Source organism: candidate division KSB1 bacterium, assembly GCA_034506335.1.
Classification (GTDB): domain Bacteria; phylum Zhuqueibacterota; class Zhuqueibacteria; order JANLFK01; family Oleimicrobiaceae; genus Oleimicrobium.
In genome coordinates this window covers 35,618-49,302 of sequence record JAPDPR010000012.1, presented here as the reverse complement: position 1 = coordinate 49,302, position 13,685 = coordinate 35,618, and the positions used below count along the sequence as shown (strand labels likewise).

At 56.9% G+C, this 13,685-nt stretch carries 9 protein-coding genes and 1 tRNA gene; 1 reads left to right on the top strand and 9 read right to left on the bottom strand.

Translation table 11 applies throughout. From position 1 onward, the window contains the following. Nucleotides 1–7: 7 nt before the first annotated feature. The 3 genes from ONB25_05950 to ONB25_05940 form a co-directional block, all read right to left on the bottom strand. Nucleotides 8–1,444, bottom strand: a complete 1,437-nt coding sequence (locus ONB25_05950) for a glycoside hydrolase family 28 protein (protein ID MDZ7392420.1) — start codon at nucleotides 1,442–1,444, stop codon at nucleotides 8–10. Between the two features lie 672 nt (nucleotides 1,445–2,116). Next, the gene (locus tag ONB25_05945; protein ID MDZ7392419.1) at nucleotides 2,117–3,766 is read right to left on the bottom strand and encodes a T9SS type A sorting domain-containing protein; all 1,650 of its coding nucleotides are present in this window, start codon (nucleotides 3,764–3,766) and stop codon (nucleotides 2,117–2,119) included. 108 nt (nucleotides 3,767–3,874) lie between these two features. Then, nucleotides 3,875–6,886, bottom strand: a complete 3,012-nt coding sequence (locus tag ONB25_05940; GenBank protein ID MDZ7392418.1) for a TonB-dependent receptor — start codon at nucleotides 6,884–6,886, stop codon at nucleotides 3,875–3,877. A gap of 538 nt (nucleotides 6,887–7,424) precedes the next feature. Here ONB25_05940 and ONB25_05935 point away from each other — a divergent pair. Further along, entirely contained in the window at nucleotides 7,425–8,675 is a 1,251-nt protein-coding gene (locus tag ONB25_05935; protein ID MDZ7392417.1) for a helix-turn-helix domain-containing protein, read from the top strand. Nucleotides 8,676–8,828: 153 nt separating this feature from the next. Here ONB25_05935 and ONB25_05930 read toward each other — a convergent pair whose 3' ends face one another. The 6 genes from ONB25_05930 to ONB25_05905 all read right to left on the bottom strand — a co-directional run bounded on the left by ONB25_05930 (nucleotide 8,829) and on the right by ONB25_05905 (nucleotide 13,684). Beyond that, nucleotides 8,829–10,205 carry a tetratricopeptide repeat protein gene (locus tag ONB25_05930; GenBank protein ID MDZ7392416.1) on the bottom strand — a complete coding sequence of 459 codons (1,377 nt, stop codon included), beginning with the start codon at nucleotides 10,203–10,205 and terminating at the stop codon, nucleotides 8,829–8,831. A 66-nt stretch (nucleotides 10,206–10,271) separates the two neighbouring features. Then, nucleotides 10,272–10,348: transfer RNA gene (locus ONB25_05925), tRNA-Arg, on the bottom strand. Nucleotides 10,349–10,357: 9 nt separating this feature from the next. Next, on the bottom strand, nucleotides 10,358–11,245 hold the full coding sequence (gene folD / locus ONB25_05920; GenBank protein ID MDZ7392415.1) for a bifunctional methylenetetrahydrofolate dehydrogenase/methenyltetrahydrofolate cyclohydrolase FolD: 888 nt from the start codon (nucleotides 11,243–11,245) through the stop codon (nucleotides 10,358–10,360). A 47-nt stretch (nucleotides 11,246–11,292) separates the two neighbouring features. Beyond that, the gene (gene rny, locus ONB25_05915) at nucleotides 11,293–12,852 is read right to left on the bottom strand and encodes a ribonuclease Y (protein ID MDZ7392414.1); all 1,560 of its coding nucleotides are present in this window, start codon (nucleotides 12,850–12,852) and stop codon (nucleotides 11,293–11,295) included. A gap of 130 nt (nucleotides 12,853–12,982) precedes the next feature. Next, nucleotides 12,983–13,348, bottom strand: a complete 366-nt coding sequence (locus ONB25_05910; protein MDZ7392413.1) for a cell division protein ZapA — start codon at nucleotides 13,346–13,348, stop codon at nucleotides 12,983–12,985. Nucleotides 13,349–13,408: 60 nt separating this feature from the next. After that, a complete protein-coding gene (locus ONB25_05905) occupies nucleotides 13,409–13,684 on the bottom strand; it encodes a cell division protein ZapB (GenBank protein ID MDZ7392412.1) in 276 nt (91 codons plus the stop codon). Nucleotide 13,685 lies beyond the last annotated feature (1 nt).

The following is a 13,685-nucleotide window of genomic DNA, read 5'->3' as shown; positions in this document are numbered from 1 at the left end:
TCCCCGGCTAAGAGCCAGCGGGACTAACCTTCACGCCGTTGATGGTCACGTCCTTGAAGAAGATCCCTTGCACGTGCTCCAAAACGTTGCCGCTCTGCACACCGTCAAACGAACAATGTTCCAGTCGCAAATTCCTGACGGGGGACCGCTCGTAGGCTTTGACAAATAGAGCATACCGACTCTTCTTGCTGCTCACGTTTGTCAAGAAAATATTGCGAACAACTGGGGTGTGAAATCCCACATCGCCTTCGCCATAATGGTAGAAGATGTGGACCACTGCCTCCTTCACCTCACCCACTTGCACGTTGCGCATAAAGACGTTTTCGACCGTGCCGCCCCGCAGCGAGTTGGTTTTTATGCGCAAGGCTCTCTCCAGGTTGGGGCTGTCCATCACGCAGTCTTCGACGAAAATGTTCCGGCACCCTCCTGTGGTCTCACTTCCCATTACGACGCCACCATGCCCATCCCTCATGGTGCAATTGCGCACCACGATGTTTTCGCTCGGTATACCCACTCGCCTTCCGTCGGCATTCCGGCCGGACTTGATGGCGATGCAATCATCGCCAGTGTCGAAGTAGCAGTCGGTAATCAGAACATCGCGGGAAGACTCTGGGTTACACCCATCGTTGTTTGGGCCATGGCTTACCACCCTTACCCCTCGCACGGTCACATTCTCACAGAGCACAGGGTGAATGACCCACATCGGCGAGCGTTCGATGGTCACACCTTCAACCAGCACTCTCTTGCACTTGTAGAACTGGATGAAGTTTGGCCGCAAGTAGTGTCCTTCGCCAAAGATTCGCTTTTCGCCTGGTACTCCCTCCTCCGCCATGCGGAAAAGCTGCTCCCGATCCAAGTCCTGCTTTGGGGCCCCGGGAAACCAGCCATGCTTAGGGTTGCCGCACCAAGGCCACCACACTGTTGTATCCGCCTGACCGTCCAAAGTTCCTTCACCGGTGATCGCCACATCCTCTTGTCCGAAGGCGTAGATGAACGGTGAATAGTTCATGCACTCCACTCCCTCGAACCTGGTATAGACCACGGGGAGGTATTTCTTGGGGTCTCTGCTGAAGAGCATTCTCGCGCCTTTTTCGAGATGAAGGTTCACCCTGCTCTTGAGATGGATTGCGCCGGTGAGAAAGCTCCCTTCTGGCACGAGCACCAGCCCACCGCCTGCAGCGTGACACGCGTCAATGGCAGCCTGGAGAGCCGCTGTGCAATCGGTCTGGCCATCGCCGATCGCCCCGAAGTTAGTAACCACAAAGGTACGAGCTGGAAAAGTGGGAGGCGTGATGCGTTGCAGAATTGCCTCGACACTGTTCCAACCCGGGTTTTGGTGCTGACATCCCGGCCAAAGGGCCGCAAGAAACCCGAGAAGGAGTGCAAACCCGAAAGGCCAAAGGCCCTTGGGCAACCTTTTGATGGCCGGGCTCCCTCTGATCATGACACACCCTTCCTGCTTTGTTAGTCACACTCCCGTATCATCACCATTCCCCGTAGGGAGGTTTTTTCCCTCCTCAATTCAACTCCAAAGCCGTGGTTCGTACCGGACACCACAGCACCGTGTAATCGGCAAGGTCCTTTCGCTCCCCGAAGCGTCCAGTGCACTTCCTAATGAACGGCGCCCGCGAATCGAGGCAGACATCCAAGTCCCCTCGCCTCTATCCACTCATGAGAACCCGCTTCCTGAGCGATACTGCAGGCGAACCCAGGGGGTCCTGGACGATTGGCCAGTCGTACCTACCAAGTGTTGCGCCCCTTGCCTTGTGGGCACGCAACCCCACAACGACTACCCCTTTTCTGGAGTATGGTACGCGTCCCTTCGCCACCTTCGGCAAGCCGACGACCATACGGACAATCCGTGAGTAACATGCTCAGATTCGCAAGCAATGGTCTGAAGCTGCATGATATGAAAGTCCGAGGCACCCGCGGATGCCACACCCCTCCCTGGACCGAAGAGGGTGAGTAGCCGGCGGGATGAGGCTGTGCCACGCTCGCACGCTTGGGCACCACTGAGCGTCACTTCCCGCCGGCTTGCAAGCAGGACGTACGCAAAGAGTCGCTGAAACAAGACTCTCTGCGGTATTTGTCACCCTCGTTACAACAATGGCGCAGACTACTTCATGAGCACCATCTTCCTAAACGCCTCGTGCCGACCTGCCTGTATGGCGTACAAGTAAACTCCGCTTGGCAATTGGCTGCCGTCAAAACTGATAACGTGTTGCCCAGCCCCCACGCGCTGCGCAAGCGGCGTCGCAACGAGACGACCGAGCATATCGTAGATCTTAAGCGTGACAAACTCTGGTCTGCTGATGTTGAAGCGGATCGTGGTACAAGGGTTGAATGGATTTGGATAGTTCTGATAAAGGGCAAACTCCAGCGGAGCCGCCTGTCGCCGCTCCACCGAAGTCACCCATACCTCCCATTCAGCCTTTTTCGCAGGGAACCAGTTGAGGTCGCCTGCCGGAAAACCGCCCAGCGCGCCAGTATATGCCGCGGTAGAGGTCGGGTAGCTGCAATCAAGCGTGTCGGCAAAGTATTGCCACGGCCTGCGATCATAGTCATCAGTTGCCCGGTTCCACTTGTCGGAAGGAGTGTTCTTGGTCTTGTTTCCGCCGTTGGGGTTGCGGTACCACTCCGCCATGTTGACCATGGGCCGTGGCCGGTTAGCAAGGACAATGTCTTCCTTGACGAAAGCGTTGGAGGAATCGGCTCCGAGTCGGCTGCAGATGTGATGCGTGAGCGCGGGACCCTCACCCAGTAGACCTTCGGCAGCGTGGCGGTCATAAAAGGCCTGCACCTCCGGGCTCACCGCGTAATAGTTGCCCGTTACCACCCAGTGGGTTGTGTCATTGGGCACCGAAAGTACCCAGGCCATGCGCCCCAGGCCATTCCGAGGATCCAGCTCGCCCGGCTCCTCAAATTCTGCCTGGCGGGTGCGGTCGGTGTCCGCACCGGCGATGAAATGGTCAACGAAGAGGTTGTTCGTGATGCGGCACTCCTTACCAAGCCAACCCAAGACCAGCGTCCCGTGGTAGCCTAGCGAGTTGACCACTGTGTTGTGGTCAAATATGAAGTGGTTGATGGCCGCGACACTAGCGCGGTGGCGCACAACGCGGTCGTGGAAGTTAACGAAAGTGTTGTTGATGAAAATGGCCGAGTCACAGGAGGCATTGCGGAAGTCTATGGGCTTGCCTGCGCCAAGGTTCGAGGTGCCCAAGTCGCCCATATTGGCGAAAATGCAGTTTGTAATCTTCACGAGGCGCGTCGCCTGTTCCAGGCGGATGTGTTCCCCGCGCGACTGGGTGATTATGCACCCATCGATGACAAGGTCAAAACCCGCAGCTCGGGAACGGATCAAACGTGGTGGGTTGTTGGCGATTTGTCCCTCCATTGACTCGATAAAACCGACCAGCACGATGTCCTTAAGATACACGTCCTCTCCCATCTCGATGAAATGGGAAGGAAACACGCCCGTTGCCGCGTCGGCTATCAGGTAGATCACCGGCTTCTGACCCGTTCCTTCTTCTGCCCTAATGCGCAGAACCCAGCCATTGTTGGTCAACACACCATTGAATAGGTAGAAGCCGTCCCGCTTCAGCACGTACACACGGCCGGGGGGCCGGCTGACGTCGTCCTCAATCTGCTTGTTGAGGAACGTGGACCCGTCAGTCGGGGGAATTATCAGCTCGTCCTGAGCAACGAGCCCAGCTGGCAGTGCCAAAACAGCTGCCACCAACGCCGCTAGCACTCGGGACCCTCTCATGGCGGTTCCCTCCTACGTTTGGTTTACACCCACAAGCCTGCAACCTCCCGGCCGGCCTCCTGCCGGGCCTGGGCCGCGCAGGGGCCAACCTGTGGAGGTACCTTTTTGTCAAAGGTTGATGCGTACGCCCACATCCGCGGTCCATCCATAGATCTCATCTGTGCTCAGCAGGTCCCATCCCTGAATTCTGTTCAACACCGACGTTCCTTCATGGAGGTTCGACAGATTGTTAAGGTTGAACATGAATGCCAGGTTGTGAGTAATCTGCTGTTTGAGCGCCAGGTCCCAACGCGTATAGGCATTCTGCACTACGTCACTACGTCCATCCACTGAGAATGTTCGGTTGAACCGTCCCTGGTGAAACACCGAAAGCCTTCCTGAAAAGCCCCCAATGTCATAGCCGATCGCAAAATTGCCGAAGAGTTGCGGTTGGCCCTCTAACTTCTGCTTGCGCTCTTCCAAAACGTACCGGGTCTTCTTCACCGGAAACGGTAGCGGTGGAACCACAACTTCGTACGTTTCCACCCTTGTGCTTGGGATAAACGTCTCCGACCGGACTACGGACAGATTGTAGCTGAGAACGATATTGCCTAACAGGCCAGGCAGAAAACGGAGGTTCGCTTGGTGTTCCAGTTCTATCCCCTTCACCACTGTCGGCTTGGTGGAGTTATACGGGAAATAGAGCACGAACTCGTTCACTCCAAAGGGGTTCTTTACCCCAATCCCCAGACTATCCAGCGCCGACTGCCCCACCATGGGCAAACCGTTCATAAAATGGAACATGTCCTCCACTTTCTTATAGAAAGCGGAGATAGAAAGAAGACCAATCTTGTTTCCGAAAAAGGAGGTGTTCACCTCAAAGTTCCATGCCTTTGCCGCCTTAAGATGTGGGTTGCCAACGTGGAGGTTGTTGCCGGGGAAAAACGTACTGCGCGCCTTCAACACGACGTTCGGCAGTCGGTAGTTGAAATCTGGCCGAGCAAGAGCCTTGTACGCGGCGAGACGGACATTCGCAAAAGAAACCGGACGCACCGTTGCGTGGAAATTCGGCAGCCAAACTGTTTCCTGATGAGAGGCCGTGGTGTCTCGAATGGCGCCGGTCGGTACTGGAAAGCCACTCAAGGTCCCCTTTGAGTAACGCGACAGGTAATCGTTGTTCTCGTGCTCAACCCGGACCCCTGCCACGACCGTCACCCTCTGCCCAAACCGTAGAGTGTTCATTAGGTAGGCTGCAGACACACGTTCGGTGATGTCGTAGTAGAGGGCATCCGGCTCAAGATTCCGTTCATATTCGGGATTTCGCCCCGCAGGATCTTGATAGCCATCGCGATTCAGCTCCCACCATAAGCGAACAGCATCTCGGTTGAATAGAGGGTAGAGGGCATACTTACCAAAGAGCTTCCTCTGCGCCGGAACAGGATCGAGGAAATTGGTCATCAGAATCATGTTGCCGGCCTTCTCCAGGCTCGCAAACCGGGTGCCCGCAAAATTCTTGCGAACAATAGTACCGGCCGAGTCAACATATTCCGCAAAAGCTTCATTGTAGTAAGGAGAGAACACTTCGGAACGCGACCTATCCCTTGCCCGATCCCGGTACTTCCCCCCGAGTTTGATCTCCCCTGAAAGGTGGCTGCCCAAGGTGTACTCCCGGGAGATGTTGAGGAAACCGGTCCTCTCTGTGTCGTGGTTTTCCTCCCCACGGAAATACGCTGTGTACAAGTAGGCCATTTTGAAGTTGTTCAGGGCGTAAGGAATGATGAGTTCGGGTGGTCCGTGAAGTACCGAGGTTGGTACGGGCCGCATGTGCGAGAGCGGATTCCCTTGGGGATCGGTCGTGGAAGGTTCGGTGAAGTCAATCTCATAGTCAAAGGGAAACTCGGATTTGGAGTTGGCGTAAGACAAACCCCAATTGGCGCTGAAGCCAAAGAGATGATTGTCTCCGACCAATGACCCCGTGTAGGTGCCAATCTCCTGTTCCCGGTCTCTCGCCGCGTAAAAGAGCTCCTCTCCTGTGGTGGGGTAATTGCGCCGATACTCAATGAAGTTTCTTTTTGTTCGATTGAAAATGTTGTTCAGCCGAATGGAACCACGGTCCGGGGTATCTACATCGAGCAAGACGCTCAATCCCTGCCGGTAGCGCGTTTCGTCGGTGAAGTTGAGGGTAAAATCCGTAATCTCGTAATCGGTACCACTTGCGATTGCTCGCAGTTCATAGTCCAGGTCCAGATTTTCCTTGCTCCTGTCCTTCTTCTCTGCGTTCGCTGACACCTGCACGCCGAGCACATCACCAAAAAAGCGCTGCCCGTAACGAAGTACCCAGTCATACTGGTCGTAGGTACCACTCAGGCGATTGTGCGCCCCCCGTCCGTCTACGCGCATGAGGCGTGAAGAAGGGGCCCTGCGGGTGACAAAATTTACGCTGCCGGCAATAGCATCTCCGTCCTGATCGGCGGTAATGGCTTTATACAGCTCGATGCCCGCCAATGATCCCTGAGAAATCGTGCTGAGGTCAACGCCCCGGGCGTCAGCGTCGGTCGGAGCAATGCGGACCCCATCGACCATGAATGCGCTAAATTTGTCACTCAACCCTCTGAGGACGATCTTGTTCGCTTCCCCGCCCGAGCGGCGCACAGAGACCCCAGGCAGGCGACCTACCGACTCGGCAGCATTGGCGTCGGGTACCTCCTGGATTTTCTCCTCCGAGACCACATTCATTATCGTGTTGGCCGTCAACTGCCGGTTGATGGCCGCAGCTTGGCCCACCGCTTGCGCGGTAACAACTACCGCCTGCCCCTGGAGCACATCAAGGGCCAAGGCGACATCGTGCCGCAAAAGCTGTCCCGGTCGCACTTGCAGGGGGATGTTCTTTGTCTTGTAACCGATGTACGAGACACGCAACACATACTCCCCTGCAGGCACCCGTGTGATGCGGAAGGTGCCCTCTAAGTTGGTGGAGCTACCCAGCGCTGTTCCCACAAGGTAGACATTGGCACCCACGAGCGGCTTGCCGGTAGAAGAATCGCTCACCACCCCATAGATGTGCCCTTGGCCCAACGCTACCACGGGAAAAAGTACTACCCCCAGGGACCCTGCACACAAAAGTGTAGTGAAGGGGCGCATGTATCACCTCCCCATCTGTACGGCATCGCCAAAATGCAGGCTCTGCTCGCCACATGCCAGACCAGAGTGCTGCGGACGCTCGCTCGTGAACATTATTCAACAAAGACATTCGCTCACGCGGGAGACCGAAAAGAATCAGTTCTTTACTTTCGTGAGCAGGACCGCGCAGCTCTAACCCTTCAGCCGCCCGAGCGAAACTCCCTGCGTGCTGCCAGATGACACTGCGGGGTGTGGTGGCCCTTACTCCCGCAGCGATCGCTCCCTCGCTGAGCGGAATTCCGTCACAAATGACCACCGCAATATAACTTCTGCTCCTGAATAAGTAAAGTTCATAACGGTCAAAAACAATGTATTATCAAGTGTCAAGGCATGTCAAAAACTGACTAAAACCTTTGGCCAACGGGCACCATGCTGAATCTCGGACACCTGACCAGAACCATTGACTTTTCGGTTGCTTTTCCCGTTTAGGATGCGTAAATTCACAGCGGGCAAGGGAAACCACACAAGCCATTCGGCCGGTGGGAGGAAGCAAAAGAACATGATCGACGAAGCGATTCAAAAAAGACTGTTGGAGAAGATCCTGGCAAGCGAGGAATTTGCCAGCTCCAAGATTCACCAACAGCTTTTGACTTATCTATTTGAAGCCACAAAAGCGGGAAGGCGACTAAAGGAAACGACTATCGCCATGGAGGTCTTTGGCAAGGACGCGCACTTTAATCCTGCCGAGGACACGACTGTGAGGTCCCACATCTACACGCTAAGGAGAAAACTCGAGAAATACTACCTCACCGAGGGAAAGGAAGACAGGTTTCGGCTGCAGATACCTAAGGGGAACTACGAGGTGCATTTTCTCCCTGAGACTGCTGCGGACCTCTCCTTGCGGCGTTCATTTGCGCGGCGGCTACGTTATGCCCCTCTCATACTCAGCGTTCTACTGGCCGGACTCGCGCTCGGATTGTGGCTCCACAATCGAAGTTTGCGCAGGGAGCTGGCTTCTCACCGCCCAATCCACGTGGAAGACCCCATCTGGTTTCCTTTCGCCCACTCGGCTCTGCCCGTGCTTGTAGCGGTGGGTGATCACTTTTTCTACACAGAGTTTCGACCGGAGTACGGAAGGACTGTGTACGTGAGGGACCTCACTATCAACTCGGAGGAGGATCTCAAGCTTTTCAGAGCGCGTCATCCCCAGGTGCAGGTGACCGATCACCGCGAGAAATACTATCCCCACCACAGCATCTGGAGCTTGCCCCCAGTGCTCACCGCCCTGGCGTCATTTCAGCAGCGCCCTTTGCTGAAAAGCGCATCGGAGCTGCGGCCAGCCAATCTTGAGGAATACAACATCATTTTTGTGGGTAGCATCAAGACACTCGGTATCCTGCGTCACACGGTGATCACCGCATCGGACTTTGACTACGAGATCGTGCCGCATCGCATCCGCTATCGATCTGCAAGTTCGGATTGCGTACGGGTCTTCGAGGCTCCCCTGGCCTCGGAGGGACCGAGTGAGGATCTTGCTCTGATCCTCAAACTGCCCGGACCTCGCAAGAACGTGATTCTCGTCGTAGCTTCCTTCGGCTCCTTGGGCGCACCAGAAGCGGTAAAGCACATCACCGACCCAAGCAAGCTTGCGCTTCTGGAGGAGCTGTTGCGCAAGAAGTGCGGCGTTGTGCCACAATACTTTGAGCTACTAATGCGCATTTCCGGAATCGACAAAGTTGCGTTCGACACTGAGATTTTGGTGGCCGAGGAGATAAGGCGCGACAGAACACATCTTGGCCCCGTGGAGTAGGTGCGCGAAGAAGGAGATACGGGGCAACGTCCACAAGAACACACGGGCAAAGCCCACATTTCCATGCAGCCGCAGAGTTCAGAGGGCGGAGGTTTCAGTTGCTCGACTTCCGATTTGAGCAGGGGACGAAGAAGGCGGGACTGCGCAAGAGCCTCAGGTCTGTGCTTTGTCCAGCTCCGCCAAGAGACGTTCGGCTCGTTGTTTAAGCGGAGAGGCTACACGCACGGCGAGTATGTGCTGAAGATGCTCCTGCGCCTTGAGGGGTAAGCCCAGGTCCACGTATGCAGCAGCCGCATAATAGTGAGCAAGCAGGTTGTTTCGGTTCTGCCGGATTGCTTGCTCCAAAGGTTCCACCGCCTCCCTGAAACGCCCCAAAAGAACGAGGCATTTGCCCTGAAGTGCAAGTGTCGCGCTGTCCGACCGGCCAAGTCTTAGAGCCTGCGACAATGCCTGATGCGCGCCGGTGGGGTCGCCGAGAAGGTCACGCACGATTCCTTGTTTCTTGTAGTGGATGCCTTCGTTCGGCTCTATCTTGATGGCCTGCGCGCATGCCTCCTCCGCTTTGTGGAGTTCCCCCAAGCGCAGGTATGTAGTTGCGAGGAGCGCCCAGACGTGGGCGTCCTTGCGTTTCTTTTCTACATAACTCTCCAATAGCCGTCTTGCCGTGTCATAGTCCCCTTCGGCCAGGGCGCGGTACCCGGAGGAGAACAGGTCGTCAGTACCCATGGCAGTTGGCGCAGACTGTTGGGGCAGCGACCGCGGCACCACGATGGAATGGCGTGCCAATGGGGCAAGAACGCCGCTCTTGTCAAGCTCAACTACCTTTCGGAAGCATTCGTTGGCCTTGTCCGTGTTACCGAGAGCAGAGTAGATTTTCGCCAGACCGAAGTAGGCTCGAGGCTCGTTGGGCTTCAGTGCGAGCACGCGCTCATAAGTAGCGACAGCATTGTCGTGCTCCCGCAGAATGCTCTGCGTGGCTGCCAGATTAATGAGCCCGGCAATGTTGTCCGGTTCAAACCGGAGTCCTTCCGAAAAGCATTTTCGCGCTTCGGCGAATTTGCGCTGTTTGATAAAGGCCCTCCCGAGCAGGAAGTAGGCGCGGTGGTACACAGGACAGATGCTGAGGACACGTTGCAGGGAGGCAATCGCTTCGTCGAATTTTCCCAGTTCGAACTGAGCAATGGAGAGGTTGAACCAGTAGTGGGGGTCATCGGGGTTAGTATCGCATGCCAGTCGCCACTGTGCGGCCGCCTGGGAAAAGTCGCGTTGCCGGGCAAGCTCTAGGGCTTTCCGGTGGTAGCTTTCGGCCACTGCATCGTAGGCAGGTGGGGTCCAGCGCAGAACCGCCCGCTCGCCCTCCACGCTGATCTTCAGCTCCCCCACCGCGAAACGGTATTGGCGTATGAGGGCCTCCTGGAAGGCCAACCGCCACTCGGCGGAGTCAAGGTCGGTGCCTTCGTCGTAAATCATGCCCGCGTTTTGGGCAGTGATGCTGACTTGTACGACTTTCTGGCTGGGTATGGATGTCATGTCCCTGCCCGTTGGCCTGTTGGGTGCGCGGATCCGTCACCCCGGGGGGTGTTCGCAGTGTTGAGGTGGTACGCCAGCCGGGACTTGAACCCGGAACCTTTGGCTCCGGAGGCCAACGCTCTGTCCAATTGAGCTACTGGCGCATGTTACGGTCAATGCCTTGCCAAAGAGGCCTTCGCCGCCTTAACAGTATTGCGCATTAACATTGCGATGGTCATCGGCCCGACCCCGCCGGGGACCGGGGTGATGGCTCCCGCTACCTGAGACACCGCTTCAAAGTCCACGTCACCAACCAGACGGTAGCCTTTGGGCGACAGCGAGTCTTGAACCCGATTTACCCCCACATCGATCACAACCGCCCCGGGCCGGACCATGTCCGCCTTGATAGCCTGTGCCCGACCGAGTGCCGCCACCAGAATGTCGGCAGTCCTCGTCACGGCAGCCAGGTCCTTGGTTCTACTGTGACACAACGTGACCGTGGCGTTGGCGCCAGGGGCTTTCTGCGCCAAAAGGATCGCCAATGGGAGGCCCACAATCTGGCTCCTGCCGACGATCACCACATGCTGCCCATCAGGGTCAAAACCGGACCGCAACAGGAGCTCCTGGATGCCTGCCGGCGTGCACGGAACAAGCGTCTCCTCGCCCGAAACCAACTTTCCCCGATTGATAGGGTGGAAACCGTCCACATCCATCGCGGGGGGAATGGCTTCTAGAATAGCCCGTTCGTCGATGTGCGGCGGCAGCGGGAGCTGCACCAGGAGCCCATGCGCCCAACCGTCGCTAACAATGCGCCTCAGCGTTGCCAGGACTTCCTCCTGGCTTGTCTGCGCAGGAAGGTGGATGGTTTCCGAGTGAATGCCCAGTTCCTCGCACGCTTTCCGCTTCGCGCGAACATAGCTTGCTGAGGCCGGATCATCTCCCACAAGGACCACTGCAAGCCCGGGTTGAAGGCCCAAGGCCCGGAGGCGACTGACCTCAGTTCTGAGCTCGGCTGTGATCTGGCCTGCAATCGCCTTGCCGTCTATCAGTCGCGCAGTCATCGCATTGTACTACCTGGCGCACATTTCGTTCCGCACATGGGCCGGCCTCACTTTGCGTAGTCGACGGCGCGATACTCGCGGATGACCGTCACCTTGATCTGGCCGGGGTATTCCATCTCTGCTTGTATCTTCTGGGCGATTTCCGAGGACAGCTGTTCTGCCATTGCGTCGCTTACCTTTTCCGGTTCCACCATCACCCTGATCTCGCGGCCCGCCTGGATAGCGTATGCCCTGCCCACGCCGCTAAACGACTTGGCAACCTCCTCCAGTTTCTCCAGCCGCTTCACGTAGCTTTCCAACGACTCGCGGCGGGCACCGGGCCTGGAGCTGGAGATCGCGTCGGCAGCTTGCACCAAGATCGAGATAGGCGAGGTAATTTCCACGTCCTCGTGGTGTGCGGCAATGGCGTTGATCACCACCGGGTTCTCGCCGTACTTCTTGGCTAACTCCACGCCAATCTGAGTGTGTGTTCCCTCCGTGTATCGGTCAATAGCCTTGCCGATGTCGTGGAGCAGACCGGCGCGTTTGGCCAGATTTGCATCGAGCCCCAACTGGGCTGCCATCAAGCCCGCCAGGTACGAGACTTCAATGGCGTGCTGCAGAGCATTCTGGCCGTAGCTGGTGCGATAATGAAGTTTGCCCAAAAGCTTAACCAACTCGGGGTGAAGACCGTGCACGCCAGTCTCCAGCATTGCCTTCTCCCCTTCTTGGGAAAGACTCTCTTCGACTTCCTGGGCAGTCTTCTGTACCACCTCCTCGATGCGCGCTGGGTGGATGCGCCCATCGGCGATCAACTTCTCCAGCGCCTGACGGGCAATCTCGCGCCGCAATGGGTCAAATCCGGAAAGAATCACCGCCTCTGGCGTGTCGTCGACGATGATCTCGATGCCCGTGGCCATCTCAAACGCGCGGATATTGCGGCCCTCGCGCCCGATGATGCGTCCCTTCATTTCATCGTTCGGCAGGTTGACCACCGAAACCGTGGTTTCTACCGAATGGTCGGCGGCCGAGCGCTGAATAGCCTGCAGAATGATCTCGCGCGCCTCCCGATTCGCATTTTGCCGCGCCTGGTCTTTGATCTCCTTCACCATCTGCGCGGCTTCTTGGCGCGCCTTCTCCAGCAGGTTATCCATGAGGATCTTTTTCGCCTCCTCATGAGACAACCCGGAAATCTTCTCCAAACGCGCGTTTTGCTCTTCGATGAGACGGTCTAACTCCTCCTGCCTCTTCTTGACTTGAGCTGATTCCTCTTTGAGCTGCTGGCTAAGTTGCTCGAGATCCCGCTCCTTCTTGTTGAGCAGGTCAGCGCGCTTATCGAGGTTCAGCTCCCGATTGGCAAGCTGCCGCTCAAGGTTTTGGAGCTCTACGCGCCTGGACTTGGTCTCATTCTCAAACTCTTGCTTCATCCGAAGCCATTCGTCCTTGGCCTCCAGCAGCTTTTCCTTGCGCAAGGCCTCGGCGGTCTTCTCGGCTTCGGAAACAATCTTCTCGGCCAGCTTTTCTGCGCTGGCGATCTTGCCCTGGCCTACCCTTTTGCTGGCATACCAGCCTGCCACGAAAGCCACCGCAGCACAGCCGATGGCGATGATCAACGTCGTCACATCCATATCCGCTCCACCTCCTGTGGTCACCGAGGCACAACGGTCTCGTGCCACATCCATAGCCGAAACTCGCGGCTCGATCGCGGCGAGTCGCTTCGCCTGCGCACCATCACCTGGGGGCGTGACGACTGGTAGGTCAGGTCTGGCTACCGGCTGACTGTTCGGTTGACCCCGCAGGGGGACACCGCTCCGGGTCAGCCGCTGATGATGACTCTCTTAAGACTACCGCCAGCTTCTCTGCAAGCCTCCGTACCCGTTCTTCATAGGCCTCAAGGGGACGCTCTCTCTGTTCGCGTTCGCGAAAGAGCTCATCTGCGATATTCAATGCGGCCAGGATAGCCACCTTGAGCACTGGACGCCCAGCGGCCACCTGATCGACCTCGCGCATCTTTTGGTCCACGTACCGGGCCACCCGCAGAATGTACTCCGGATCAGTGGACCCGCGCACCGGATAATCGGTCCCGAAGATATTGACTTTTAGAACGGTGTACTCACTTGACATAACGCACGTTTGCCTGGATCCTTGCCAGTCATCTGCCCCAATGGCCCCACTCGCCCCCATTTAGCGAAGCTGTTCTGTCTCCAGTCGTTCCAAGAGGTGGCGAATACGATTGCGCACCTCCTGCAGCGTCTCTTTTTCCTCGGGAGTAGTCACTCGAACGGGCTCGACCTGTGGAGTAGTTCTCACAGCCACTTGTGCCTGCAACCGCTCGATCTCCTCCAGAAGTCGGCTGTTCTGCGCGCGCAACTGCCGGTTCTCTTCGCGCAGACGCTGAATGAGCTCAAGGGCAGCATTGACACGCGCTTCGAGCAACTCTAGATTCTGAAATTCCGCCATT